This is a genomic window from Microbacterium sp. X-17, assembly GCF_039615055.1.
On record NZ_JBDHNI010000001.1, the window covers coordinates 1,471,026 to 1,497,575 of the forward strand.

Sequence of the window (26,550 nt, forward strand, 5' to 3'; positions counted from 1 at the left end):
CCGAGCGCAGGCTGGTGATCAGTCCCGGGACGCCGCATCGCAGACGGCGGGCGGGGACCGGATGGAGGGCCTGACATGGACATTCGCTCGGCGGGACGGCGCACAGCCGTCGGGATCACCACCGCGATCGGCATCTCCAGCCTCGCAGTGACGGGCATCCTCTCCGGGTTCCTGTTCGCCGGGACCTCGACCGTGGGCACGACGGGGACGAGCACCTCGGGCACCGGCAGTTCGGGATCGAGCGGCTCGGGCTCCAGCTTGTCCGGCTCCGGCTCCGGGTCGTCCAGCTCCGACTCGTCCGGCAGCGGCAGCAGCAGCGACGACTCCGGCTCCTCCAGCAACTCCGGGAGCGGCATCCAGCAGAGCCAGGGCGGTGGGTTCAGTGGCCAGTCCAGCGGCTCCTGACCTCGTCCACGACGATTTCGCCATCTGGGGAGTCGAGGCCCGCATCGTGGTCTCCGACCCGGAGGCGCTCCGTCAGGCGCGCGGGATCGCCGACGCGGAACTCGCCGCCGTCACCGCGGCGGCCAGCCGGTTCGAGGCGGACAGTGAGCTCTCGCGGCTCAACAGCGGCGACCGTCCCGCCGGCGGCGTCGAGCTGAGCCCGCTGCTGGCCGAGTTCGTCGCGGTCGCGCTCGCCGCAGCCGCCGACACCGACGGCGACGTGGACCCCACCCTCGGCGGCGACCTCGACCGCCTCGGCTACGACCGTGACTTCGCGGCGCTCCCCGCAGACGGCGTCACCCTGACCGTCACCCGCCCGCGCCGCCCCGGCTGGCAGCGCATCGCGCTCGACGGGCGCACGCTGAGCCTCCCCGCCGACCTCCGCCTCGACCTCGGCGCGACCGCGAAGGCGCACGCGGCCGATCGCATCGCCCGCCGCATCGCGCAGGAGACGGGAGCGGACACCCTGGTCTCGCTCGGCGGCGACATCGCGACCGCGGGCGCCTCCGGTCGGCTCTGGGAGGTGCTCGTCCAGGACCTCCCGTCCGACCCGGCCCAGCAGATCGCGATCCCGGACGGCGTCGGCGTCGCCACGTCGAGCACGCAGAAGCGGCGCTGGCGCAGCGACGGGCAGGCCAGGCACCACATCCTCGACCCGCGCTTCGGGCTCCCGGCCGACGACGTGTGGAGGTCGGTCACCGTCGCCGCGACGACCTGCGTCCGCGCCAACGCGCTGAGCACGGCGTCGGTCGTGCGCGGGCTGACGGCTCCCGCCTGGCTGCGCGGCCTCGGCGCCGACGCGCGGCTGGTGGCCAGGGACGGCTCGATCGTCACCACCGGGCGCTGGCCCGCCGACCTGCCGACCGGGACGGGGCGAACTGATGGATGAGGTCCTCTGGGCGGTCGGCCGGGCCTCCGGCGTCGTCGCGCTCCTCCTGCTCACCGTCTCGCTCTGGCTCGGGATCGTGACCCGCTCCGGCCGCCCGCTGCCCGGGATGCCGCGCTTCTCCGTCACGCTCCTGCATCGCAACGTGTCGTTGCTCGCGGTCGTGTTCCTCGTCCTCCACATCGGGACGCTGCTGCTCGACTCCTACGCGAAGCTCACCCTCACCGACATCCTGGTGCCGTTCCTCGGTGCGCACCTGCCGTTCTGGCTCGGCCTCGGCACCGTCGCCGTCGACCTCCTGATCGCGGTGACGATCACCGCGCTGCTGCGCCGGCGGCTCGGGCTGCGCGTCTTCAAGGCCGTGCACTGGCTGAGCTACGCGCTGTGGCCGGTGGCGCTGGCGCACACGATCGGCGACGGCACGGACGGCATGTCCGGCTGGATGCTGCTGCTCGCCGGCGCGTCGGTGCTGTTCGTGCTCGTGGCGGTCCTCTGGCGGGTGTCCGCCGGGTTCCTGGAGACGGCCGCGGCACGACGCACGGAGTCCGCACTCAGCAGAAGGGGACCGTCATGACCATGACCGCCGACAACGTCCAGCCGGTCTCCGACCCCGCCGCCACGCCGCCGCGGCTTCTCGCGGCCGGGCATTCGGCCGACGCCCTCGCCCACCTCTCCGCGTTCGGGCCGCGCCGCGGCCTGCGCCGCGCCGACCTCGAACGCGAGCTGGAGCGGTCGGGCCTGACCGGCCGTGGCGGCGCCGCGTTCCCCGCGTTCCGCAAGCTGGCGGCGACGACCGGGCGCCGCGCCCCGGTCGTGATCGGCAACGGCTCCGAGGGCGAGCCGTGGAGCTGGAAGGACGCCGTCCTGCTCGCCAACGCGCCGCACCTCGTCCTCGACGGCCTCCTGACCGCGTCGGAGGCCCTCGGCGCCGCGCGGACCGTGCTGTACCTCCACGCGGCCGCCGTCGCCCCGGTCGCGGCCGCCGTCGCCGAGCGCTCGGACGCCGGGCGCGTCGAGCTGATCGAGGCAGCGGACGGCTTCGTCGCGGGCGAGGCGAGCGCGGTGGTGAACGCCCTCCAGACCGGCCGCGCCGTGCCGCTCGACCGGACGCGGCGGCTGTCGGAGTCCGGGCTCGACGGGCGGCCGACCCTGCTGCACAACGTCGAGACGCTCGCGCAGCTCGCGCTCGTGGACCGCTACGGCGGCGACTGGTTCCGCAGCGTCGGCGACCCGGAGCGACCGGGGACCCGGCTGGTCACGGTGACCGGGGACGTGGCCGCCGAGGGCGTGTTCGAAGTGCCGACCGACGCTACCGTGCTGGACATCGTCGCCCGGGCCGGCGGGGAGGCGAGGCTCGCCGCGGGCGTGCTCCTCGGCGGGTATCACGGTCGCTGGATCGCGCCCTCCGAGACCGGCGCGGCGCCGGGGGAGTCCGCGGGAGCCGGCGTCGTGCACGTGCTCGGCCCCCAGCGCTGCGGTCTGGCGGTGACCGCGGCGATCGTCCAGGAGCTGGCCGCGGCCTCCGCCCGGCAGTGCGGGCCGTGCCTGTTCGGGCTCTCGGCGATGGCCGACCGGTTCGCCGAGCTGGCCGCCGGCCGGCTCGCCCCGCAGGCGGCGGCCGAGCTCGCCCGGCTCGCGGAGGCGGTCGACGGCCGCGGCTCGTGCCACCATCCCGACGGGGCCGCGCGCCTCGTCCGCAGCGCTCTGCGCGTCTTCGCCCGCGACATCCACGCCCACGCCGAGGGCCGCTGCCTGAGGAGCGCACGATGACCGCGCGCCACACCCTCCACGTGGACTGGACGCGCTGCGACGGCCGCGGGCTGTGCGCCGAGTTGCTGGAGGGGACGATCGCGCGCGACGAGTGGGGCTACCCGTTCGCGGTCGGTCAGCCGGCCTCCTCGCGCTCCGACATCCCGGTCAGAAGCGACCAGCTGGACGCCGCGGAGGACGCCGTGGCGCTGTGCCCCGTGCTGGCCCTGCGGCTGCGCCGAGCGGGGTGACGGCGCCTACGGCCTCCGCACCCGGCCTGGCCTCAGCGAATCCCGGGGCGTAGACCTGGTACGTCAGGGGAGGCGCGCGATGAAGATCAGGGATCGCGAGCGGATGCTGGAAGCGGTGAAGCGGGCGCAGTTCGAAGCAAGCACCAACTACGCGGACGCGATGCGAGTGCTCGCTCGTTCTCACGCGCGCACCGGGATGGAACTCGTCTCCGTCCTCGACGAGGAGGACAAGCCGGCGAAGCGCGTCGGTAGGACGGATGCTTTGCGGGCCGCCCTCTCCGTCATCCGTTCCCAGGAGTTCCTCGAGCAGCCGATGTCCAGGTTCCACAACGAGCACGGATGGACCTACTCCCTTGCTGTGGACGACCCGGGGTGGGATTTCTGGGAGGACGACGGCCCGGATGGCTTCCTTCACGGGTTGATGGAGCCGGTGAGATACGCGACGAATTACCTCGTGGAGGCGATGGTCCCCACATGGAGCGCGGAACGGACTCCCGTTCTGTGGTCGCTCGACTTCGGCGATCTCTCGTCGGACACCGTCTTCTTCGCGATGTCCGACCGAGGGCGCGCGTACATGGCTGTCGGGGCGGCTGAACCGGTTGCGAAGAAAGGGTGGGAGCCGCGGCTCAGTGATTTCACCGTCGAACTGGATCGCACGCGGAGAGCTTTGACCGATGCGGTCGCGGCGGTGGCTCCGATGCTGGATGCCCCTGATCTTCCCGGCGTGTGCTGGCAGTACTTCACTGAGATGCACGGCCTTCGAGATGATGGGACCGACAAAAGGGCGCGCGTGTAGCCAGCGTGCGTGCCGCTGGTGGGACTCGAACCCACACGCCCTTCCGGACAAAGCATTTTGAGTGCTCCGCGTCTGCCATTCCGCCACAGCGGCGCACAACAACACCTGAACAATACCGTAGGCTTTTGTCCGTGACTGACCAGGAGACCACCCCCACCGCACCCCGCCGAGTCGTCGTTGCGGAGGACGAGTCGCTCATCCGGCTCGACATCGTCGAGACCCTGCGCGACAACGGTTTCGAGGTCGTCGGCGAGGCCGGAGACGGCGAGACCGCGGTCGCGCTGGCCACCGAGCTGCGCCCCGACCTGGTCATCATGGACGTCAAGATGCCCCAGCTCGACGGCATCTCGGCGGCCGAGCGCCTCTCCAAGAACCACATCGCGCCCGTCGTGCTGCTGACCGCGTTCAGCCAGAAGGAGCTCGTGGAGCGCGCGACCGAGGCGGGCGCCCTCGCCTACGTGGTGAAGCCGTTCACCCCGAACGACCTCCTGCCGGCGATCGAGATCGCACTGGCCCGCTACCAGCAGATCATCGCGCTGGAGGCCGAGGTCTCCGACATGGTGCAGCGCTTCGAGACCCGCAAGCTGGTCGACCGTGCCAAGGGCCTCCTCAACGAGAAGATGGGCCTCAGCGAGCCGGACGCGTTCCGCTGGATCCAGAAGGCGTCGATGGACCGCCGCCTCACCATGCACGACGTCGCCCAGGCGATCATCGAGCAGCTCGCCCCCAAGAAGTAACGTCCCCGATTCGTGCCGAATGGCGCGAATCGGCGGCGCATTCGCGCCATTCGGCACGAATTGTCTAGAGGTCCTTAATAAGGTTCGTGATGCGGATGGTCGAGCAGCGGCGGCCGCGGTCGTCGGTCACGGCGATCTCGTGCGTCGTCAGCGTGCGGCCGAGGTGGATGGGCGTGCAGACGCCGGTCACGTAGCCGTCGACCGCCGCGCGCGTGTGCGAGGCGTTGATCTCGATGCCCACCGCCAGCCGTCCCTCGCCGGCGTAGAGGTTCGCCGACATGGAGCCGAGCGACTCGCCGAGCACGACGTAGGCGCCGCCGTGCAGCAGGTCCGCGGGCTGTGTGTTGCCGAGCACGGGCATGGTCGCCACGGCCCGCTCGATCGTGAACTCGACGATCTCGATGCCCATCTTGTCGGCGAGGGCGCCGAGCCCCCGCTGCTTCACGTACGCGAGCGCGTCCTCGGTCATTTCACTGCCTCTCCGCCCTCGTCGGCCGTCGTCCTGGACTGTCACCGGCCCCTTGTAGGCTTGCCTGGTGTCAGACTCCGAAAAGCCTACCCTTCTCGTCATCGACGGCCATTCGCTGGCATTCCGGGCCTTCTACGCGCTCCCCGTGGACAGTTTCGTCAACCGCGAAGGGCAGCACACGAACGGCATCCACGGCTTCATCGCGATGCTGATCAACCTGCTCCAGCAGCAGCGCCCGACCCACCTCGCGGTCGCGTTCGACATCTCCCGATACTCGTTCCGCACGCGCGAGTACCCGGAGTACAAGGGCACCCGCAACGAGACCCCCTCCGAGTTCGTGGGCCAGATCCCGCTGCTGCAGGAGGCCCTCCACGCGATGAACATCACCACCATCGCCAAGGAGGACTTCGAGGCCGACGACATCCTCGCCACGCTCGCGCGCCAGGGCAGCGAGCAGGGCTACCGCGTCCTCCTCGTCTCCGGCGACCGCGACACCATCCAGCTCGTCAACGACGACGTGACGCTGCTCTACCCGAACGTCCGCGGCGTCTCCGAGCTCAAGATCTACGACCCCGCCGCCGTGCGGGAGCGCTACGGCGTCGAGCCGCACCAGTACCCGGAGATCGCGGCGCTGGTCGGCGAGACCAGCGACAACCTGATCGGCATCGACAAGGTCGGCGAGAAGACCGCGGTCAAGTGGGTGCAGCAGTACGGCACCGTCGAGAACATCGTCGCCCACGCCGACGAGATCAAGGGCGTTGTCGGGCAGAACCTCCGCGACCAGCAGGAGAACGCCCTCCGCAACCGCCGGCTCAACAAGCTCCTGGACGACGTGGAGCTGGAGGTCGCCCCGGCCGACCTGGAGCGCAAGCCGCTCAACGAGAACGCCGTCCGCGACATCTTCGCGCGCCTCCAGTTCAAGACCCTGCTCGACCGGCTGCTGAAGGCCGCGGCCGAGGACGGCACTTTCACCGGCGCCGGAGCCGCCCCTTCGGAGGGCGACGTCGGGGCCGTGAGCGCCCCGGTCGTCCGCACCCTCGTGGACGAGGAGCTCGCCAACTGGCTGGAGAAGGCCTCCGCCGACGGCGCCGCGGTCGCCGTGCAGCTGGAGACCGGCCCGGCCGGCATCACCGGCTTCGGCCTCGCCGCCGCCGACGACACCGTCTACGTCCCGTGGGCCGCCGGCCGTCCCGACTACACGGCGCTGGAGGAGTGGCTCGCGAGCAGCGCGCCCAAGTACTTCTTCCACGCCAAGCCGCAGTTCAAGGCGCTGGCCCGGGCCGGCTTCGTGGTCGACGGCCTCGCCTTCGACACCCGGATCGCCTCCTGGCTCGTCAAGCCCGGCGCCGCGCCGCAGTCGCTGGCCGAGCAGGTCTACGAGGTCCTGGGCGAGACCCTCCCGGTCTCCGACCCGAACCAGCTCGTGCCGATCAACGACGCGGTGAGCCCGGCGACCGAGGCCTGGTACATCCGCCGCGTAGCCGAGGGCCAGATGATCGCCCTCGACGCCGGCACCCGCGCCGTGCTGGACGACATCGAGCTCCCGCTCGTCGCTGTCCTGGCCGAGATGGAGCTCGACGGCGTCTCGATCGACACCGAGGTGCTGCGCCGCCTGCGCGGCCAGCTCACCGACAAGGCCAACGACTACGCCGCCCGCGCCTACGCCGAGGTCGGCCACGAGTTGAACCTCGGCTCGCCGAAGCAGCTCCAGCAGGTGCTGTTCGACGAGCTCGGGATGCCGAAGACCCGCTCCACCAAGACCGGCTACTCCACCGACGCGCAGTCGCTCGCCGACCTGCAGGAGAGCAACCCGCACCCGTTCCTCGACCTGCTGCTCCAGCACCGCGACGCGACCAAGCTCAAGCAGATCGTGGAGACGCTGGAGCGCTCGGTCAACGGGGACGAGCGCATCCACACCACCTACGACCAGACCGGCACCAGCACCGGCCGCATCTCGTCCAACGATCCCAACCTCCAGAACATCCCGATCCGCACCGAGGAGGGCCGGGAGATCCGCTCGGCGTTCCGCAGCGCCGAGGGCTACGAGACGCTGCTGACCGCCGACTACTCGCAGATCGAGATGCGCATCATGGCGCACCTCTCCGAGGACCCGGGACTGATCGAGGCATTCAACGCGGGGGAGGACCTGCACCGCTTCGTCGGCGCGCGCGTCTTCGGCGTCGCGCCGGAGGACGTCACCCCGCTCATGCGCACCAAGGTCAAGGCGATGTCGTACGGCCTCGCCTACGGCCTCAGCCCCTTCGGCCTGTCCAAGCAGCTCCGCATCGAGACGAAGGAGGCGCGCGACCTGATGGCCGGCTACTTCGAGCGCTTCGGCGCGGTGCGCGACTACCTGCGCAGCGTCGTGGAGATCGCCCGGGTCGACGGCTACACCGAGACGATCTTCGGCCGCCGCCGCCCGTTCGCCGACCTGACCTCCACCAACCGCGTGCTGCGCGAGAACGCCGAGCGCCAGGCGCTCAACGCGCCCATCCAGGGCTCGGCCGCCGACATCATGAAGATCGCGATGCTCGGGATCGCCGGCGACCTGATCGACCAGAAGCTGAACTCGCGCATGCTCCTCCAGGTGCACGATGAGCTCATCTTCGAGGTCGCTCCCGGCGAGTGGGACGCGCTCGAATCCATCGTGCGCACCCGGATGGCCGGCGCCGCCGCCCTCCGCGTCCCGCTGGACGTGCAGATCGGCCGCGGCCCGAACTGGGAGGCCGCCGCGCACTGATGGCCGCGGCGCGCCGGACTACGCTTCACGACATGAGCGAGCTGGAGCCGCGGAGGCACGCGAAGAAGGCCGTCCAGGCGCGCCGGATGCCGAGCGAAGTCGTTCCCGTCCCGGTGGAGGAGGTCCCGGACTTCATCCGGGACGCGCTCACGGGGACGAGTCTCCTCGACCCCTTCGCGCAGCTCGCGTCCGGGTGGTTCCTCTTCGACGCGAAGCTGCGGTTCCTGCCCGTCGACGCGACGCACACGCGAATCGAGTTCGACGCGGCCGGGAAGGTGCCGGGCGCGGACGTGTTGCTCTACACCCGGCGCCTCGGCGAGATCCACCGCTTCTTCGTCGCCCTCCAGGACGAGCTCGACCGCCGCGAGGAACGGGCGCGCCGAACGCCGCATCTTTCAGCGGAAGTCGGCCCCTCGATAGGGTCGAACCATGACGAACGCAGAGAAGCGCGAACCGACTCCGATCGACACGATCGCTGACGAGTGGGTCGACACCCAGTTGGAGCTCCACCCCGAGTACCACGTCTGGCTCGGCCGTCCCGGCCGCGAGGGCGAGTACTCGGACTACTCGCCGGCCGGCGCCGAGCAGGCCGTCGGCAAGGTGCGGGAGGCGCTGGCCAAAATCCAGGCCGCCGAGCCGGTGGACGACATCGACCGGGTCACCAAGATGGACCTGTCCCGCGAGCTGGAGCTCACCATCGAGAAGCACGAGGCGGGCTTCAACCAGCGCGACCTCAACGTGATCGCCTCCCCGGCGCAGGAGCTCCGCGACATCTTCGACCTCGTTCCCACCGACACCGAGGAGGACTGGGCGAACGTCGCGAAGCGGCTGCACAACCTCCCCGCGGCGATGGACGGCTACATCGAGACGCTGCGCAGCGGCATCGCGGCCGGCAACGTCCCCGCGATCCGCCAGGTGCGCGAGGTGCTCGCGCAGGCCAAGAAGCAAATCGCGGACACCGGCTTCTTCTTCGACTTCACCGGCTCAGCCCGCCCGCTGAACGGCGAGCTGCCCGCGTCGCTGAAGTCCGACCTGGCCCAGGGCGCCACGGAGTCGGCGGCGGCCTACGCCACGCTCGCCGCCTTCCTGCAGGACGAGCTGGCCGCGCACGCGCCCGAGAAGGACGCCGTCGGCCGCGAGCTGTACGCCCTCGCCTCGCGCGACTTCCTCGGTGCGACCGTCGACCTGGACGAGACCTACGAGTGGGGCATCGAGGAGCTCGCCCGCATGGTCGCCGAGCAGGAGTCGATCGCCCGCGAGATCAAGCCCGGCGCGACGGTCCACGAGGCCATCGCGTTCCTGGACGGCGACGCCTCCCGCAAGCTGCACGGCACCGACGCCCTTCAGCGCTGGATGCAGGAGACCAGCGACCGCGCCATCGAGGAGCTCGGCAAGACGCACTTCGACATCCCCGCGGAGATCCGCCGCCTGGAGTGCATGATCGCGCCCACGCAGGAGGGCGGCATCTACTACACCGGCCCGAGCGATGACTTCGCGCGCGCCGGCCGGATGTGGTGGAGCGTCCCCGAGGGCGTCACCGAGTTCGACACCTGGCGCGAGCTGACCACCGTGTACCACGAGGGCGTCCCCGGCCACCACCTCCAGATCGCCCAGGCCACCTACAACAAGGCGCAGCTCAACTCCTGGCGCCGCATCGCCGGCACCTCGGGCCACGCCGAGGGCTGGGCGCTCTACGCGGAGCGCCTGATGGAGCAGCTCGGCTACCTGGACGACCCGGCCGACCGGCTCGGGATGCTCGACGGCCAGCGGATGCGCGCCGCCCGCGTCGTCCTCGACATCGGCGTGCACCTGGAGAAGCAGCTCCCGGACGGCTCCGGCCCGTGGACCGGCGAGTACGCGTTCGGCTTCCTGGCCGACAACGTCAACATGAACGAGGGCTTCGTCCGGTTCGAGGTGAACCGCTACCTCGGCTGGCCCGGGCAGGCGCCGTCGTACAAGATCGGCCAGCGGATCTGGGAGCAGCTCCGCGACGAGTACGCGCGCCGCGAGGGCGCCGCGTTCGACATCAAGGCGTTCCACAAGAAGGCGCTCGACATCGGCGGCGTCGGCCTGGACACGCTGAAGTCGGCACTGCTCGACTGAGCGACCAGTGCCAGAGCGCGCAGCCGCGATGACCTCCCCGTACCGTGCGGTGCTCGGCCCGGCGTTCGAGGAGCTCCATCCGCGGCTGCGCGCCTACTTCGACGCCATCCCGGCCGGGTCCACCGGCACGGGCCGGGGCGTGTTCGACACCGTCGGCACGCCCCGGCGCTGGCTGTGGCCGGTGCTGGCGGTGTTCGGCCGGGCGCACGTGATGTTCCCGGTGTGGGAGCGGGACGTGCCGTTCACGGTCGAGAACGTGCCCGTGCTGGCGGACGACGGCGGCCCGGCGGTGCGCGCGGTGCGGCGGTTCGAGCTGCGCGGGCGCGTGTTCGACATGCGCGACGAGATCGGCGTCGACGGCTGGATGGTCGTGGACCGCCTCGGGTCGCCGGTGCTCGCCGAAGCCTGGTTCTCCGCCCGCGTGATCGGCGGCGCCCTGCGGCTGACCTCCCGCCGGGTCGCGGTGCGGCTGGGCAGGCTGCGGCTCGTCCTCCCGCGCGCGGTCGCCCCGGTCGTCGCGCTCACCGAGCGGTACGACGACGAGCGCGACGCGCAGGCGGTCTCGATCGTGGTGCGCGTCCCGCTGATCGGTAGGGTGTACCAGTACGCGGGGACGTTCCGATACCAGGTCGGGAGCGCCGCCGTCGCATCGGGGGAGTGAGTGAGCGAGCGCATCGTCATCGCCGGCGCGTCCGGCTTCATCGGACGCTATCTGGCGGAGCACTACCGCGCCCGCGGCGCGACGGTCCTGCTGGTCGGCCGCGACGGCGCCGACGCGCGCTGGGGCGACGCCGAGGCCCTGCGGCGGGTCGTCACCGGCGCGGACGTGCTGATCAATCTGGCCGGCAAGAGCGTCAACTGCCGCTACGGCGACGCGAACCGCGCCGAGATCTTCCGCTCGCGGCTGGAGACCACGCGGGCGCTGCGGGAGGCCGTGGCCGCCTCCGACGCCCCGCCTCCGGTCTGGTTCAACGCCTCCACCGCCACGATCTACCGGCACGCCGAGGACCGGCCGATGACGGAGTCCACCGGCGAGCTCGGCACCGGCTTCTCGGTGAACGTCGCGCGCGCCTGGGAGGCCGAGTTCTTGGAGGGAGAGCTGCCCGGCACGCGCCGCGTCGCGCTGCGCATGGCGATCGTGCTCGGCGACGGCTCCGCGCTGACCCCGCTGATCCGGCTGACGCAGTGGGGCCTCGGCGGACCGCAGCTCGACGGCCGCTGGTTCGCGACCACCGCGCGCCGCAACGCCGGGACCTTCCACGAGTTCCGCGCGCGCGGCGGCCGGCAGCGGTTCAGCTGGGTGCACATCGCCGACGTGCTCGGCTCGATCGAGTTCCTCCGGGAGCATCCCGAGCTCGACGGCGCGGTCAACATCGCCGCGCCGAACCCGTCGGACAGCCGCACCCTGATGGCGACCCTGCGCCGTGTGCTGCGCGTCCCGGCCGGGCTCCCGGCGTTCCGCTGGATGCTGGAGCTCGGCACCGCGGTCCTCCGCACCGAGACCGAGCTGGTGCTGAAGAGCCGCTGGGTGATGCCGGAGCGGCTGCTCGCCGCGGGCTACGAGTTCGCCTTCCCCGACCTGGAGCCCGCCCTCCGCGACATCGTCGCCGGCCGCGAGTTGCCCCTTTCGCAGGCCAGTCGGTAGACTAGACCGTCACTTGTGTGACATCCACATCCGCCTGCCGTTCGCGGAAGACACCCACAGAGGTTCGCGCTCGGCCTGATTTATGTCCATAACGGAGCATCCACTACATGACAACCGCAACGACCGACAAGGCACCGAAGCAGGTCGCAGTCAACGACATCGGTTCTGCTGAAGACTTTCTTGCCGCGGTCGAAAAGACGCTGAAGTTCTTCAACGACGGAGACCTGATCGAAGGCACCGTCGTCAAGATCGACCGCGACGAGGTCCTCCTCGACGTCGGCTACAAGACCGAGGGTGTCATCCCCTCCCGCGAGCTTTCCATCAAGCACGACGTCGACCCCAGCGAGGTCGTCGAGGTCGGCGACACCGTCGAGGCGCTCGTTCTCCAGAAGGAGGACAAGGAAGGCCGCCTCATCCTGTCCAAGAAGCGTGCGCAGTACGAGCGCGCGTGGGGCGACGTGGAGAAGATCAAGGAAGCCGACGGCGTGGTCACCGGTACGGTGATCGAGGTCGTCAAGGGCGGCCTGATCGTCGACATCGGCCTCCGCGGCTTCCTCCCGGCGTCGCTCATCGAGCTGCGCCGCGTCCGCGACCTGACCCCGTACCTGGGCCAGGAGATCGAGGCGAAGATCCTCGAGCTCGACAAGAACCGCAACAACGTGGTCCTGTCGCGTCGCGCGCTGCTGGAGCAGACCCAGTCGGAGTCCCGCACCACGTTCCTCAACAACCTGCACAAGGGCCAGGTCCGCAAGGGCGTCGTGTCCTCGATCGTCAACTTCGGCGCGTTCGTCGACCTGGGCGGCGTGGACGGCCTCGTGCACGTCTCCGAGCTCTCGTGGAAGCACATCGAGCACGCCTCCGAGGTCGTCGAGGTCGGCCAGGAGGTCACCGTCGAGATCCTCGAGGTCGACCTGGACCGCGAGCGCGTCTCGCTGTCGCTCAAGGCGACCCAGGAGGACCCGTGGCAGGTCTTCGCCCGCACCCACGCGATCGGTCAGGTCGCCCCGGGCAAGGTCACGAAGCTGGTTCCGTTCGGTGCCTTCGTCCGCGTCGCGGACGGCATCGAGGGCCTGGTGCACATCTCCGAGCTCTCCGGCAAGCACGTCGAGCTCGCGGAGCAGGTCGTGTCGGTCGGCGAAGAGGTCTTCGTCAAGGTCATCGACATCGACCTGGAGCGCCGCCGCATCTCGCTCAGCCTCAAGCAGGCGAACGAGGGCGTCGACCCCGAGGGCACCGAGTTCGACCCGGCCCTCTACGGCATGGTCACCGAGTACGACGAGCAGGGGAACTACAAGTACCCCGAGGGCTTCGACCCGGAGACCAACGAGTGGAAGGAAGGCTTCGAGACCCAGCGCGACGAGTGGGAGCAGCAGTACGCCGCCGCCCAGGCTCGTTGGGAGGCGCACAAGCGCCAGGTCGCGAAGGGCATCGAGGAGGCGGCCGCCGACAGCGGTTCCTCGTCCTACTCGAGCGAGACCGGCAACGGCGGAACCCTCGCCGACGACGAGTCCCTCGCCGCCCTGCGCGAGAAGCTCAGCTCCAACAACTGAGACCCGTCTCATCCGTGAGCGGCCGGTCCCTTCGGGGGCCGGCCGTTCCGGCGTTAACGGCCGCCCTCCCGGTGCGCATAGGCTGGACGCCGTGCAGCTGATCGGACTCACGGGCGGGATCGCCTCCGGAAAATCGACCATCGCCTCCCGTCTCGCCGAGCTCGGCGCCGTCGTCGTGGACGCCGACCGCATCGCACGGGAGGTCGTCGAGCCGGGCACTCCCGCACTGGCCGAGATCGCCCGGACCTTCGGCGACGGCGTCATCGCCGCGGACGGCAGCCTCGACCGGCCCGCGCTCGGCGCGATCGTGTTCGGCGACGCGGACGCCCTCCAGAAGCTCAACGGGATCACCCACCCGGCCGTGCTCGCGGCGTCCACCGCGCGGTTCGAGGCCGCGGGAGCCGCCGATCCCGCGGCGATCGTCGTGTACGACGTGCCGCTGCTGGTCGAGTCCGCCAACGAGTACCCGTTCGACCTCGTGGTCGTCGCGCACGCGGACGCCGCCACCCGCATCGACCGGCTCGTGCGGCTGCGCGGGATGGACGCGGCGGAGGCCGAGCGCCGGATCGGGTCGCAGGCCTCCGACGAGGAGCGGCTGGCCGTCGCGGACGTGGTGATCGACACCGACGGCTCGCTCGACCGGACCCGCGAGCAGGTGGACGAGCTCTGGGAGAGCCTGCGGTCCTGACCGCCGGGTTCCGCGCCCGGCCGTTCCGCTCTCAGCGAGAGCGGGCCGCGATGTCGGTGGTCCTTCCTAGACTGGACTCATGCAAGCCACGCGTCTCGTCCGTCCGTTCGAGGTCGTCAGCGAATACGCGCCCAGCGGCGACCAGCCCAAAGCCATCGCCGAACTCGCCGGCCGCATCAACGCGGGCGAGACCGACGTCGTCCTCCTCGGCGCCACCGGAACCGGCAAGTCGGCGACGACCGCCTGGCTGGTCGAGCAGGTGCAGCGCCCGACGCTCGTCCTCGCCCACAACAAGACCCTCGCGGCGCAGCTCGCCAACGAGTTCCGCGAGCTGCTGCCCAACAACGCGGTCGAGTACTTCGTCTCGTACTACGACTACTACCAGCCCGAGGCGTACGTCCCGCAGACGGACACCTTCATCGAGAAGGACTCGTCGGTCAACGCGGAGGTCGAGCGGCTGCGGCACTCCACCACCAACTCGCTGCTCAGCCGGCGCGACGTGGTCGTGGTCTCCACGGTCTCCTGCATCTACGGCCTCGGTGCGGCCGAGGAGTACCTGGAGGCGATGGTCGCCCTCCAGGTCGGCCAGAACGTCGGCCGCGACCAGCTCATCCGCCGGTTCGTCGCGATGCAGTACGAGCGCAACGACGTCGACTTCTCGCGCGGCAAGTTCCGCGTGCGCGGCGACACCATCGAGATCATCCCGATGTACGAGGAGCACGCGGTCCGCGTCGAGCTGTTCGGCGACGAGATCGAGGCGCTGTACTCGCTGCACCCGCTGACCGGCGAGGTGCTGCAGAAGATGGACGCGGTGTCGGTGTTCCCGGCGACGCACTACGCCGCCAGCCCGGCGACGATGCAGCGCGCCATCGGCACCATCCAGGAGGAGCTGCGCGAGCGGCTGCAGGAGCTGGAGCGCGAGGGCAAGCTGCTGGAGGCGCAGCGGCTGCGGATGCGCACCCAGTTCGACCTGGAGATGATGGAGCAGATCGGCTTCTGCTCCGGCATCGAGAACTACTCGCGGCACATCGACGGCCGGCAGCCCGGCGAGGCGCCGAACTGCCTGCTCGACTACTTCCCGGACGACTTCCTCGTCGTCATCGACGAGTCCCACGTGACCGTTCCGCAGATCGGCGCGATGTACGAGGGCGACGCCTCCCGCAAGCGCACCCTGGTGGAGCACGGCTTCCGGCTCCCGAGCGCCATGGACAACCGCCCGCTGCGGTGGAACGAGTTCAAGGACCGGGTGGGTCAGACCGTGTATCTGTCGGCGACGCCCGGCAAGTACGAGATGGACATCGCGGACGGCGTGGTCGAGCAGATCATCCGCCCGACCGGCCTGGTCGACCCGCAGATCGTCGTCAAGCCGACGAAGGGCCAGATCGACGACCTGCTTGAGGAGATCCGCGTCCGCGTCGAACGCGACGAGCGCATCCTGGTCACCACGCTGACCAAGAAGATGGCGGAGGAGCTCACCGACTTCCTCGCCGAGGCCGGCGTGAAGGTCCGCTACCTGCACTCCGACGTCGACACCCTCCGCCGCGTCGAGCTGCTCACCGAGCTGCGCGCCGGCGTCTACGACGTGCTGGTCGGCATCAACCTGCTCCGCGAGGGCCTGGACCTGCCGGAGGTGTCGCTGGTCGCGATCCTCGACGCCGACAAGGAGGGCTTCCTCCGCTCCTCGACGTCGCTCATCCAGACCATCGGCCGTGCCGCCCGCAACGTCTCGGGCGAGGTGCACATGTACGCCGACGTGCTGACGGATTCGATGAAGAACGCGATCGAGGAGACCGACCGCCGCCGCGAGCTCCAGCTCGAGTACAACCGCGCCAACGGCATCGACCCCACGCCCCTCCGCAAGCGCATCGCCGACATCACCGACGTGCTGGCCCGCGAGGAGGCCGACACCGCCCGCGTGCTCGCCGGCCGGGAGCAGCGCCGCAAGAGCCCGACGCCGAACCTGCGCAACGGCGGCATCGCCGCCCAGGGCGCCGCCGAGCTGGAGTCGCTGATCTCCGACCTGAACGGGCAGATGCTCGCCGCGGCGGGCGAGCTGAAGTTCGAGCTTGCGGCGCGCCTCCGCGACGAGCTGTCGGACCTGAAGCGGGACCTGCGGCAGATGGAGAAGGCGGGGCACCTGGGCTGAGGTCCGGCATCCCGCCGGACGTCACTGCTCCGGGATCGCGGAGGCGGCCGAGGGGTGTGGCGTGCGGGCCTCGCCGCGGGCGATGAGCACGATGCCCGCCGTAATGATCCAGAACGCCTGGAGTCCGGCGAGCCCGGCGGCGAAGGCCTGGGCGAACGGGAGGAACACTTCGAGCAGGCCCACCAGCAGGAAGGCCGCGCCGAGTCCGGCCGCCACCCAGGCGAGCCACCGTGGCAGCAGGCCGCTGCGGAGCAGGAGGTAGCCCAGCGGCAGGTACACGGCCGGCGCCGGGACGAGCGGGAACACCTGGATGAACCGCGACATCAGGTCGAAGCCGACCCGGGCGCTGGTGGCGATGCCCGCGGTGGAGGCGCTCACCCAGGTCAGGGTGAACACCCCTTCCAGGAGCACGAGCGCGACGAGGACGCTCCCGCCGAAGAGGACCACGTAGGCCGGGGCGGTCCCATTGGCGGCGGTGAGGAACAGGACGCCGATGAAGAACACGACGCACAGGGCGGCACCGGTGGCCTGCAGCCAGGTGCCGAAGGTGACCAGCTGCTGATACTGCGCGCCCACGGCGACGATCTCCGACGTGGAGGGCCGGGCCGCGTAGACGACGGCCTCCATCCTCGGGAACAGCGTCGGCACGAAGAAGTAGAACCCGAAGAGCAGAGCGCCGACGAGGCCGACGATGCCGACCGCGCGGCCGCGAACCGGGAACGGGCGTGGTGCGGGTGGGACAGCGGTCATGGCTCCTCCTTGAGCTGAACCTGGCGCACATTCTCGGCGCAGTTGAAGGTATCGGTCGATCGGTTGAATCGCAATGGATTGTTTGCGTACGCGCACCGGTATCCCTCCGCGCACTCTTACTCCCTCCGCGCTACGGTGGCAGAGTGGGCTCGAAGGCGACGCGGACGCGGCAGCGGTGGGGCATGGTCACCGCCGCCGGCCTCCTGCTCGCCCTCTCCGGCCTCGCGCTCGCGTTCCAGGGCGCTCCCGTGTTCACCGGCCTCCGGTTCACCCCGCCGGCCGCGGACCTCCAGCCGCACCCGGGGGAGCAGCAGCGGGCCACCGGCACCCCCGCGCCGCAGGACGTCCCGCATGAGACCCGCATCGACCTGACCTGGGTGACTTACGCCGTCATCGCGCTGATCGTCGTCGTCCTGCTCGCGCTGCTCTACCGGTACCTGCGGCGGAGGCTGCGTCCCGAGTACCCCGGCCTCGACGGCGACGTCGACGGCTCCACCGAGGGCTCCGTCGCGCCGGAGCCGCCCGCGCACCCGCGACCCGAGCGCGTGCGCCGCGGCCTCGACCGCGCCCTCGATCTGCTCGGCGAGGGGCGGGAGCCGCGGGACGCCATCGAGCGGGCGTGGCTCGGGCTGGAGGAGGGTGCAGCGGACAGCGGCGTCCACCGGCTCCCGGCCGAGACGCCGGGGGAGTTCGTCCGCCGGGTCCTCGCCAGGGTCGCCTCCGACCGGGATGCCGCGGGTGACCTTCTCGATCTGTACCTGCGCGCCCGGTTCAGCGAAGCGCCCGTGACCGCGGCAGACGTCGACGCGGCCCGCGCTGCGATCGAGGCGTTGCGCGCCTCGTGGGGGACCGCCGCGGCCGGTGGGGTGCCCCGATGACCCGGGCGCGGATGGTCCGGCGCGCCGTGGGCTGCGTGCTCGCGGCCGTGATCGTCGGGGTGGCGGCCTGGTTCTTCGGGATGGACGCGCCGCATTCCGTCGGCCTCGGGTTCGTGGTCTTCGCGCTCGGCGCCATGCTGTCGCTCCTCGGCGAACAGGCCGAGGTGACCTGGCCGGTCCCGTCGCCGCAGCCGCGGGCGGGCGCGCGGCGGGACGTCGTGCAGCTCGGCTGGTCGCTCGGCGCGCGCGGCGGGAGGGTGTCGCCCGAGGCGGTCCGTCGCCTCCGCGGGCTCGCCGCCGAGGTGCTCGACCGGTACGGGGTTCGGCTCGACGACCCTGTCGCCCAGCCGGAGGTCGTCCGGCTGCTGGGGGAGGGGACCGCCGCGATGCTGCGCAAGGGCAGCGCTGCGGCCCCGCGCCCGAAGGAGTTCGCGGCGTCGCTGGCGCGGCTGGAGACGCTGGCCGCGGTCGGTTCAGTGGCGGACGGCCACCCCACCCGCGCCTCCACCGCCCACGACCCGAAAAGCATCGAACGGCTCGCCGGCGCTCGCCCCGCCGACCCGCTTACCGCAGACACGACAGGAGCCGTATGATCCCGGACACGTCCAGCACCGCGACGTCCAGCACCACAACCTCCACCACCGCCTCGCCCACCACCGCCACCGCCCCAGCCCCGCTCCCCGTCACCGAGGTCGCCCGGCTCGGCGCCGAGGTCCTGAACCGGGTCGAGTCCGTCGTCGTCGGCATGCGCGAGCCCCTGCACATCGCGCTCGCCACCGTCCTCGCCGGCGGCCACGTGCTGTTCGAGGACGTCCCCGGCCTCGGCAAGACCCTCGCCGCGCGCAGCATCGCGAGCGCCGTCGGCCTGGACTTCCGGCGGCTGCAGTGCACGCCCGACCTGCTGCCGTCCGACATCACCGGCTCGTTCGTCTACGTGCCGTCCACCGCCGAGTTCGAGTTCCGGCCGGGGCCGGTGTTCACGGGGCTGTTCCTCGCGGACGAGATCAACCGCACCTCGCCGAAGACGCAGTCGGCGCTGCTGGAGGCGATGGCCGAGGGGCAGGTGTCCGTGGAGGGGCGCAGCTTCCCCCTGCCGCGGCCGTTCCACGTCGTCGCGACCGCGAACCCGATCGAGTCGGAGGGGACCTACGCCCTCCCGGAGGCGCAGCTCGACCGGTTCATGGTGCGGCTCGGCGTCGGCTACCCGGACGCGGACGGCGAGACGCAGGTCCTCCTGGCCCGTGTCGCCCGGCGGCACGAGGTCGCCACGGTCGAGCCGGTCACGGACGCGGCGACCCTCCTGGCCATGCAGGCCGGGGTGGAGAGCGTGGACGTGGACCCCGACATCGCCGCGTACTGCGTGCGCCTCGCCGCCGCCACCCGCCGGCACCGTTCCGTGGAGGTCGGCGCCTCGCCGCGCGGGTCGCAGGGCCTCCTCCTGGTCGCGCGGGCGCTGGCGGTGCTCGCCGGCCGGGACTTCGTCATCCCCGACGACGTGAAGCGCGTCGCCGTGCCGGTCCTCGCGCACCGGCTGACGCTGACCGTTCAGGCGTGGACCAGCGGCGTGAGCGCCGCGCAGGTGGTCCTGGAGGTCGTGTCCTCGGTGCCCGGACCTCCCGCGGTCGGGACTCGCGAACGGGAGGCCGCGGACTGATGTCGCTGTGGTCGCGGGCGCGCATGCCCGGCCCACGCGAGCGGGCGGAGGCGCCGGCCGGCGGTTCCGGGTGGGCGCTGAGCCCGGCGGTGACCGCGGCCGCGATCGTCGCGGCCGTGTGCCTGGTCGCGGCGTTCGTGCTGTCGCGCCTGGAGCTGGTGCTGGTGGCGGCCCCGCTGCTGCTGACGGCGGTGCTCGGCTGGTCGTCCCGGCCGGACTCGGCTGCCGCGCGCGCCCGCGTGACCATCGCCGGCGACGACCAGGACGGCCGCGTGCGCGTCGACGCGGTCGCGGAGGCGGATGGTCGGCTGGACGGCGTGCACCTGCGCATCCACCGGACCGACCGGCACCCGGAGGACGCGGTGGTGACGCCCCGGGAGGCTGCCCGGCTGCGCTTCCGCGTCGCCGTCTCGCACTCCGGCCCGCAGCGCATCCTGTCGCTCGCGGCGCGCGGGATCGGTCCGGACGCCGCGTGGACCGGCCACCCCGGCGTCCCCGCCGTCGCGGAGCGCGTGGTGCGGCCGGCCGCGCAGCGGATCCGCAGCCTCCCGCTGCCCGCGCGCCTGCTCGGACTGACCGGCGGCCACGTGTCCGCGCGGCCGGGCGACGGCGGCGAGTTCCGGGACATCGACCGCTTCCGTCCCGGCGACCGGCTGCGCCGGATCGACTGGAAGGCGACCGCCCGCCTCGCGCAGCGTCCGGGCGAGCTCTACGTGCGGCGGACCACGGCGACCTCCGACGCGGCGGTGCAGCTCGTGCTGGACGCGCGCGACGACGTCCCGGGCGCGGTCGCCGGCTGGGCGGCGCCCTACCAGCGGCCGGGGGCGACCTCCCTCGACGTCGCGCGGGAGGCCGCGGTCTCGCTGGCGGGCGCGTACGCCGCCGCGTCCGACCGGGTCGGCTTCGACGACCTCTCCGACGCCCGCCGTGCGCTGCCGCCGCGCGCCGGCGCACGACACCTGCACCGGGTTCTGCGGGCGGTCGAACTGACCACCGCGCACGGGTCGGCGACCGAGCGCGCCCGGGCGCCGCGGCTCGCGCAGGGAGCGGTCGTGTTCGTGATGTCCACGTTCCTGGACGACCAGGCCATGCGCCTGGCGCTCACCTGGCGCGCGGCGGGACACCGGGTGGTGGCGGTCGACGTGCTGCCGCCGCGCGCCGTGGACGAGCTCCCGGCCCGGGAACGGCTGGCGCTGCGGGTCGTGGACCTTGAGCGCGGGCTGCGCCTGGACCGGCTGCGCGCGGCGGGAGCGGAGCTGCTGGAGTGGACGTCGCCGGAGCGCGACGCGATGCTGCGGCGGCTGGCGACGCCTCGGAGGCGGGGATGAGCGGCGTCGAGGCCCCTCCCACCCCCGACCTCGGCCTCACCGTCCCGGCCTGGTCCCTCCGCGTCGCCTTCGCCGTCGTCGCCGTCCCGCTCGCCGTCACCACCGCCCCCAGCGGCCCGTGGCCCGGCGTGGCCGTCCTCCTCACCGCGGTCGCCCTCGCCGTCCCGCGGTGGCGGGTCGCCTGGGTCCTCATCGCCGTGCTCGCGTTCTCCACGCTCCTGGAGCCGGGGACGCTCACCCTCCGGCTGCTCGCCGTCATCGCCGCGGTGCACGTCCTGCACGTCCTCGCGGCGTGGATGCTCGTCCTGCCCGCGACCGCCCGCGTGCAGCCCTCGGTGCTGCTGCCGTCGCTGCGGCGCGTGATCCTCATCCAGGTCCCGGTTCAGGCCGTCGCGATCGTGCTGCTGCTGGTCGCCCGGCCGGCGGCGGCGCCCTGGCTGGCGGTGGTGTCGGGGGGCGCGATCGTCGGGCTGGTGGTGCTGCTCGCGTCGCTCCTGCTCGCCCGGCCGCGGGCGTGAGCACCGCCCCCCGGTACGAATGTCGGTGGTCCGGCGTACGCTCGCGCGTGGTCGCACATCCCCTGTCCGGGTTGCTAGAATCGAACAAAGCTTCGAACCCGCCGGCAGGGCCTCCGACGGGGGAACCGTGCCGGTGCGCGGTGGGCGAACACGCGGGTGGGGCGACGGCGAATAGCGGAGAATGGAACGAGTGAGCACTCTGAGTAGCAGGAGTTCGGCAGGCAATCCGAGCAAGGTCGTGGGGTCGCACCTCAGCGTCCGCGGGGCTCGGGTGCACAACCTCCACAACGTCGACCTGGAGATCCCGCGCGACTCCCTGGTCGTCTTCACCGGCCTGTCCGGCTCGGGCAAGTCGTCGCTCGCGTTCGACACGATCTTCGCCGAAGGACAGCGCCGCTACGTCGAGTCGCTCTCGGCGTACGCGCGGCAGTTCCTCGGCCAGGTCGACCGGCCGGACGTCGACTTCATCGAGGGCCTGAGCCCGGCGGTGTCGATCGACCAGAAGTCCACCAACCGCAACCCGCGGTCGACGGTCGGCACGATCACCGAGATCTACGACTACATGCGCCTGCTCTGGGCGCGCATTGGCGTCCCGCACTGCCCGGTCTGCGGCGAGAAGATCCAGCGCCAGACGGTGCAGCAGATCGCCGACCAACTCATGGAGCTGGAGCCGGGCACGCGCTACATGGTCGTCAGCCCCGTCATCTCCCAGAAGAAGGGCGAGTTCGTCGACCTCTTCAAGGAGCTCGCGGCGAGCGGCTACTCGCGCGCGCTCGTGGACGGCGAGCAGATCCAGCTCAGCGAGCCGCCGACGCTCAAGAAGCAGTACAAGCACGACATCTCCGTCGTGGTCGACCGCCTCGTGGCGGGGCCGGACATCCTCAGCCGGCTCACCGACTCGCTGGAGACCGCGCTGCGGCTCACCGACGGGCTGGTGCAGGTCAACTTCGTGGATCGCGAGGGCCCGGCGGCGTGGCAGTCGTTCAGCGAGAAGCTGTCCTGCCCCAACGGCCACCCCATCCAGCTCACCGAGATCGAGCCGCGCACCTTCTCGTTCAACGCGCCGTTCGGCGCCTGCCCGGAGTGCTCCGGCCTCGGCACGCGCATGTCGGTGGACGAAGACCTCCTGCTCGGCGACGACTCGCTCAGCATCGCCGAGGGCGTCATCGTCCCGTGGACGACGCAGGGCAAGGGTCTCTTCAACTACTACGAGAAGCTGCTCGACGGCCTCGCGCGCGACCTCGGCTTCTCGCTGAGCACGCCGTGGAAGAAGCTCCCGCAGAACGTCAGGGAGGCCGTGCTGCGCGGCGACAACTTCGAGGTCAAGGTGCGGTGGAAGAACCGCTACGGCCGCGAGATGTCGTACACGTCCGGCTTCGAGGGCGTCGTGCCCTACATCGAGCGCCAGTACATGCAGGCCGAGACCGACACCCAGCGCGCCCGCTGGGCCGAGTATCTACGCGAGGTGCCGTGCCCGGTCTGCCAGGGCAAGCGGCTGAAGCCCGAGGTGCTCTCGGTGCTCGTCCACGGCGCGTCGATCGCGGACGCGTCCCTGCTCAGCCTCTCCGACGCGCGCGCGTTCATGGAGAAGCTGCACCTGACCGAGCGCGAGCAGAAGATCGGCGCGCAGGTGCTGCGCGAGATCAAGATCCGGCTCGACTTCCTCATCCAGGTCGGCCTGAGCTACCTCGACCTCGCCAGGGCCGCGGCGACGCTGTCCGGCGGCGAGGCGCAGCGCATCCGGCTCGCGACCCAGATCGGGTCCGGCCTCACCGGCGTGCTCTACGTGCTGGACGAGCCGAGCATCGGCTTGCACCAGCGCGACAACCGCCGGCTGATCGACACGCTCGTCGCGCTGCGCGACCTCGGCAACACGCTGATCGTGGTCGAGCACGACGAGGACACCATCCGCACCGCCGACTGGATCGTCGACATCGGCCCGGGCGCCGGCGTCAACGGCGGACACGTCGTGCACTCCGGCTCCTACGACGAGCTGCTCGCCAACACCGAGTCGCTGACCGGCGACTACCTGGCCGGCCGGCGCGAGATCGTCATTCCCGAGAAGCGCCGCAAGATCGACAAGAAGCGCGTGATCCGGGTGGTGGACGCGGAGGCCAACAACCTCAAGAAGGTCTCTGTCGACTTCCCGCTCGGCGCGTTCGTGGCGGTCACCGGTGTGTCCGGCTCGGGCAAGTCCTCGCTGGTCAACGACATCCTGTACCGCGTGCTCGCCAACAAGCTCAACGGCGCCCGCAAGCTGCCGGGCAAGCACCGCACGGTGACCGGCCTGGAGAACCTCGACAAGGTCGTGCACGTCGACCAGGCGCCGATCGGGCGCACGCCGCGCTCCAACCCGGCGACCTACACCGGCGTGTTCGACCGCATCCGCACGCTGTTCGCCGAGACGCCGGAGGCCAAGGCCCGCGGCTACCTGCCCGGCCGGTTCAGCTTCAACGTCAAGGGCGGCCGCTGCGAGGCGTGCTCCGGTGACGGCACGATCAAGATCGAGATGAACTTCCTGCCCGACGTCTACGTCGCGTGCGAGGTCTGCGGGGGAGCGCGGTACAACCGCGACACCCTGACCGTGCACTACAAGGGCAAGAACATCGCCGAGGTGCTCGACATGCCGATCAGCGAGGCGGCGGAGTTCTTCCGGCCGATCTCGGCGATCCACCGCTACCTGCAGACGCTCGTGGACGTCGGCCTCGGCTACGTCCGGCTCGGCCAGAGTGCGACGACCCTGTCCGGCGGCGAGGCGCAGCGCGTGAAGCTCGCGACCGAGCTGCAGCGCCGGTCGAACGGCCGCAGCGTCTACGTGCTCGACGAGCCGACCACCGGCCTGCACTTCGAGGACGTCCGCAAGCTGCTGCTGGTGCTGAACGGCCTGCTCGACAAGGGCAACACGGTCATCGTCATCGAGCACAACCTCGACGTCATCAAGTCGGCGGACTGGATCATCGACATGGGCCCGGAGGGCGGCGCAGGCGGCGGGACGGTCATCGCGACCGGGACGCCCGAGCAGGTGGCCGAGACGCCGGGGAGCCACACGGGCTACTTCCTCAAGGAGATCCTCCAGGGGGAGGGCGCCCTCGGCAGCGAGCGTGTCCGCGGCGCCGCGTAGGATCGCGCTGTGAGTACGGACACGGTCGGCTACCGCCCCAAGGCCGGCGAGATCCCCACGCAGCCGGGCGTCTACCGGTTCCGCGACAAGAACCGGCGGGTGCTCTACGTCGGCAAGGCGAAGAACCTCCGCGCGCGGCTGAGCAACTACTTCCAGCCGCTGCGCAGCCTCCACGAGCGCACCCGGCGCATGGTCACCACGGCGGCCAGCGTCGAGTGGACGGTGGTCGCCAGCGAGTTCGAGGCCCTCCAGCTCGAATACACCTGGATCAAGGAGTTCAACCCGCCGTTCAACGTGCAGTTCCGCGACGACAAGTCGTACCCGTACCTGGCGGTGACGCTGGGGGAGCGCATCCCGCGCGTCATGGTCACCCGCAACCGCAACCTGAAGGACGCGCGCTACTTCGGCCCGTACACGAAGGTCTGGGCGATCCGCGACACGGTCGACCTCATGCTGAAGGCGTTCCCGGTGCGGAGCTGCTCGGACGGCGTCTACCGCCGCGCCGAGCTGACCGGGAGGCCCTGCCTGCTCGGCGACATCGGCAAGTGCGCCGCACCCTGCGTCGGCCGGATCAGCCCGGAGGACCACCGCGAGCTCGCCGAGGACTTCGTCTCGTTCATGGCGGGCAACGACACCAAGTACATCCGCGACCTCACCGAGAAGATGAAGCAGGCCGCGAGCACCCTCGACTACGAGGCCGCGGCGCGGCATCGCGACGCGATCGGCGCACTGGAGGCCGCGATGGGCAAGAGCGCCGTCGTCCTCCAGGAGAACGTCGACCTCGACGCGTTCGGCATCGCGCACGACGAGCTCGCCGCCGCTGTGCAGCAGTTCATCGTCCGCGGCGGCCGCATCCGCGGTGTGCGCTCCTGGGTGGTCGACAAGGAGCTCGACATCACGCTCGGCGAGCTGGTCGAGACCGTGCTCCAGAACGCTTACGAGGGCACGGACGCCCCGCCCCGCGAGATCATCGTGCCCGAGCTGCCGGACGACGCGACCGAGCTGGAGCAGTGGCTGATGGCGCGCCGCGTGGAGGCCGACGAGGCCGGCCCGGTCCGTCGCGGCCCCAAGTCGACCGGCCGGGTCGAGCTGCGGGTCGCCCAGCGCGGCGACAAGGCCGCGCTGGCGCAGACCGCGGAGATGAACGCGAAGAACGCGCTCATCCTCTACAAGACCCGCCGCAGCTCCGACTTCGTCGCCCGGTCGAAGGCGCTCAACGACATCCAGGACGCCCTCGGCATGGGGGAGGCCCCGCTGCGCATGGAGTGCTTCGACGTCTCGCACCTCAGCGGCACGAACATCGTCGCGTCGATGGTGGTGTTCGAGGACGGCCTGCCGCGCAAGGACCAGTACCGCCGCTTCAGCATCCCCGAGTCGACGGACGACACCGAGTCGATCTACCAGGTCATCTCGCGCCGGCTGGCGTACCTCAGGGACGATGCCGATCAGGCGGACGTCGCCGAACAGCCCGACATCGAGCAGCCCGACATCGAGCAGCGCGACGGCGACGGCGACGACCCGCGGATCGACGTGGACGCCGAGCTCGCGGAGGCCGCCGAGCGCCGCCGCCGCAAGTTCTCCTACCCGCCGAACCTGCTCATCGTCGACGGCGGCCAGCCGCAGGTCGCGGCCGCGCAGCGCGCGCTGGACGAGTCCGGCGTCACCGGCATCCAGCTCGCCGGCATCGCCAAGCGGCTGGAGGAGATCTGGCTGCCGGACTCCGACTTCCCGGTCATCCTGCCGCGCAACAGCGACGCGCTCTTCCTGGTGCAGCGCCTCCGCGACGAGGCGCACCGCTTCGCGATCACGTACCAGCGGGCCCGGCGCAAGCGCGACATCTCCACTGTCCTCGGCGAGATCCCGGGCCTGGGGCCTGCGCGCGTGAAGGAGCTGCTCAAGCACTTCGGCTCGGTGGCGCAGCTCCGGCAGGCGACGCCCGAGCAGATCGCGGAGGTGCGCGGGGTCGGCCCGACGATTGCGGCGGCCGTGCACGAGCGCCTCGCCGCCGGCTGAACGCGCACCCGCCCCGAAGGAGGGGTGCGCGCAGACGCGCACCGTTCGGCGGAAACCGCCTCGGCCCGGCGGGTCAGTCGGTAG

At 71.3% G+C, this 26,550-nt stretch carries 24 protein-coding genes and 1 tRNA gene; 22 read left to right on the top strand and 3 right to left on the bottom strand.

Features of this window, described 5'->3' with window-relative positions:
• Positions 1–75 precede the first annotated feature (75 nt).
• The 6 genes from ABCS02_RS07175 (at position 76) to ABCS02_RS07200 (ending at position 4,126) form a co-directional block, all read left to right on the top strand.
• Positions 76–405: a hypothetical protein gene (locus ABCS02_RS07175; protein WP_345834897.1), complete on the top strand. Its 330-nt coding sequence runs from the start codon at positions 76–78 to the stop codon at positions 403–405.
• Positions 383–1,333, top strand: coding sequence for an FAD:protein FMN transferase (locus tag ABCS02_RS07180; protein WP_345834898.1), 951 nt, complete (start codon positions 383–385; stop codon positions 1,331–1,333). The genes ABCS02_RS07175 and ABCS02_RS07180 overlap by 23 nt, the downstream gene beginning before the upstream one ends.
• A complete protein-coding gene (locus tag ABCS02_RS07185; RefSeq protein WP_345834899.1) occupies positions 1,326–1,904 on the top strand; it encodes a ferric reductase-like transmembrane domain-containing protein in 579 nt (192 codons plus the stop codon). The genes ABCS02_RS07180 and ABCS02_RS07185 overlap by 8 nt, the downstream gene beginning before the upstream one ends.
• Positions 1,901–3,100 carry an NADH-ubiquinone oxidoreductase-F iron-sulfur binding region domain-containing protein gene (locus tag ABCS02_RS07190; RefSeq protein ID WP_345834900.1) on the top strand — a complete coding sequence of 400 codons (1,200 nt, stop codon included), beginning with the start codon at positions 1,901–1,903 and terminating at the stop codon, positions 3,098–3,100. The genes ABCS02_RS07185 and ABCS02_RS07190 overlap by 4 nt, the downstream gene beginning before the upstream one ends.
• Positions 3,097–3,330, top strand: a complete 234-nt coding sequence (locus tag ABCS02_RS07195; RefSeq protein ID WP_345834901.1) for a ferredoxin — start codon at positions 3,097–3,099, stop codon at positions 3,328–3,330. The genes ABCS02_RS07190 and ABCS02_RS07195 overlap by 4 nt, the downstream gene beginning before the upstream one ends.
• A 79-nt stretch (positions 3,331–3,409) precedes the next feature.
• Entirely contained in the window at positions 3,410–4,126 is a 717-nt protein-coding gene (locus ABCS02_RS07200; RefSeq protein WP_345834902.1) for a hypothetical protein, read from the top strand.
• 10 nt (positions 4,127–4,136) lie between these two features.
• Here the strand turns inward: ABCS02_RS07200 and ABCS02_RS07205 are convergent.
• Positions 4,137–4,219, bottom strand: a tRNA-Leu gene (locus ABCS02_RS07205).
• A gap of 38 nt (positions 4,220–4,257) precedes the next feature.
• On the opposite strand from ABCS02_RS07205, the gene ABCS02_RS07210 reads away from it, so the two are divergent.
• Positions 4,258–4,863 carry a response regulator gene (locus tag ABCS02_RS07210; protein WP_345834903.1) on the top strand — a complete coding sequence of 202 codons (606 nt, stop codon included), beginning with the start codon at positions 4,258–4,260 and terminating at the stop codon, positions 4,861–4,863.
• A gap of 64 nt (positions 4,864–4,927) precedes the next feature.
• On the opposite strand, the gene ABCS02_RS07215 is transcribed toward ABCS02_RS07210, so the two are convergent.
• The gene (locus ABCS02_RS07215; RefSeq protein WP_345834904.1) at positions 4,928–5,332 is read right to left on the bottom strand and encodes a hotdog fold thioesterase; all 405 of its coding nucleotides are present in this window, start codon (positions 5,330–5,332) and stop codon (positions 4,928–4,930) included.
• Positions 5,333–5,399: 67 nt separating this feature from the next.
• Between ABCS02_RS07215 and polA the strand changes: the two genes are divergently transcribed.
• From polA to uvrB, 8 genes are all read left to right on the top strand, one after another.
• Complete coding sequence (polA, locus tag ABCS02_RS07220) at positions 5,400–8,072, top strand: DNA polymerase I (RefSeq protein WP_345834905.1); 2,673 nt, start codon at positions 5,400–5,402, stop codon at positions 8,070–8,072.
• Between the two features lie 32 nt (positions 8,073–8,104).
• A complete protein-coding gene (locus ABCS02_RS07225) occupies positions 8,105–8,551 on the top strand; it encodes a hypothetical protein (protein WP_345834906.1) in 447 nt (148 codons plus the stop codon).
• Positions 8,502–10,175: a DUF885 domain-containing protein gene (locus ABCS02_RS07230; protein ID WP_345834907.1), complete on the top strand. Its 1,674-nt coding sequence runs from the start codon at positions 8,502–8,504 to the stop codon at positions 10,173–10,175. Before ABCS02_RS07225 ends, ABCS02_RS07230 begins: the two co-directional genes overlap by 50 nt.
• A 7-nt stretch (positions 10,176–10,182) precedes the next feature.
• The gene (locus ABCS02_RS07235) at positions 10,183–10,836 is read left to right on the top strand and encodes a DUF4166 domain-containing protein (RefSeq protein ID WP_345834908.1); all 654 of its coding nucleotides are present in this window, start codon (positions 10,183–10,185) and stop codon (positions 10,834–10,836) included.
• On the top strand, positions 10,837–11,820 hold the full coding sequence (locus ABCS02_RS07240; RefSeq protein WP_345834909.1) for a DUF1731 domain-containing protein: 984 nt from the start codon (positions 10,837–10,839) through the stop codon (positions 11,818–11,820). It abuts the gene before it with no gap.
• 107 nt (positions 11,821–11,927) lie between these two features.
• Complete coding sequence (gene rpsA / locus ABCS02_RS07245; protein WP_345834910.1) at positions 11,928–13,370, top strand: 30S ribosomal protein S1; 1,443 nt, start codon at positions 11,928–11,930, stop codon at positions 13,368–13,370.
• 91 nt (positions 13,371–13,461) lie between these two features.
• On the top strand, positions 13,462–14,058 hold the full coding sequence (gene coaE / locus ABCS02_RS07250; RefSeq protein WP_345834911.1) for a dephospho-CoA kinase: 597 nt from the start codon (positions 13,462–13,464) through the stop codon (positions 14,056–14,058).
• Between the two features lie 79 nt (positions 14,059–14,137).
• Positions 14,138–16,204, top strand: coding sequence for an excinuclease ABC subunit UvrB (gene uvrB / locus ABCS02_RS07255; RefSeq protein ID WP_345834912.1), 2,067 nt, complete (start codon positions 14,138–14,140; stop codon positions 16,202–16,204).
• Between the two features lie 21 nt (positions 16,205–16,225).
• Here the strand turns inward: uvrB and ABCS02_RS07260 are convergent, their stop codons facing one another.
• On the bottom strand, positions 16,226–16,954 hold the full coding sequence (locus ABCS02_RS07260) for a hypothetical protein (RefSeq protein ID WP_345834913.1): 729 nt from the start codon (positions 16,952–16,954) through the stop codon (positions 16,226–16,228).
• A 143-nt stretch (positions 16,955–17,097) separates the two neighbouring features.
• Between ABCS02_RS07260 and ABCS02_RS07265 the strand changes: the two genes are divergently transcribed.
• The 7 genes from ABCS02_RS07265 to uvrC all read left to right on the top strand — a co-directional run bounded on the left by ABCS02_RS07265 (position 17,098) and on the right by uvrC (position 26,466).
• Positions 17,098–17,832, top strand: coding sequence for a DUF4129 domain-containing protein (locus ABCS02_RS07265; protein ID WP_345834914.1), 735 nt, complete (start codon positions 17,098–17,100; stop codon positions 17,830–17,832).
• Positions 17,829–18,425, top strand: coding sequence for a hypothetical protein (locus tag ABCS02_RS07270; protein WP_345834915.1), 597 nt, complete (start codon positions 17,829–17,831; stop codon positions 18,423–18,425). The genes ABCS02_RS07265 and ABCS02_RS07270 overlap by 4 nt, the downstream gene beginning before the upstream one ends.
• Entirely contained in the window at positions 18,422–19,486 is a 1,065-nt protein-coding gene (locus tag ABCS02_RS07275; RefSeq protein WP_345834916.1) for a MoxR family ATPase, read from the top strand. The genes ABCS02_RS07270 and ABCS02_RS07275 overlap by 4 nt, the downstream gene beginning before the upstream one ends.
• A gap of 23 nt (positions 19,487–19,509) precedes the next feature.
• Positions 19,510–20,814 carry a DUF58 domain-containing protein gene (locus tag ABCS02_RS07280; RefSeq protein ID WP_345834917.1) on the top strand — a complete coding sequence of 435 codons (1,305 nt, stop codon included), beginning with the start codon at positions 19,510–19,512 and terminating at the stop codon, positions 20,812–20,814.
• Positions 20,811–21,332: a hypothetical protein gene (locus ABCS02_RS07285; RefSeq protein WP_345834918.1), complete on the top strand. Its 522-nt coding sequence runs from the start codon at positions 20,811–20,813 to the stop codon at positions 21,330–21,332. Before ABCS02_RS07280 ends, ABCS02_RS07285 begins: the two co-directional genes overlap by 4 nt.
• Before the next feature lie 199 nt (positions 21,333–21,531).
• The gene (uvrA, locus tag ABCS02_RS07290) at positions 21,532–24,453 is read left to right on the top strand and encodes an excinuclease ABC subunit UvrA (protein WP_345835191.1); all 2,922 of its coding nucleotides are present in this window, start codon (positions 21,532–21,534) and stop codon (positions 24,451–24,453) included.
• 9 nt (positions 24,454–24,462) lie between these two features.
• Positions 24,463–26,466, top strand: coding sequence for an excinuclease ABC subunit UvrC (uvrC, locus tag ABCS02_RS07295; protein WP_345834919.1), 2,004 nt, complete (start codon positions 24,463–24,465; stop codon positions 26,464–26,466).
• The last annotated feature ends 84 nt before the right edge of the window (positions 26,467–26,550 follow it).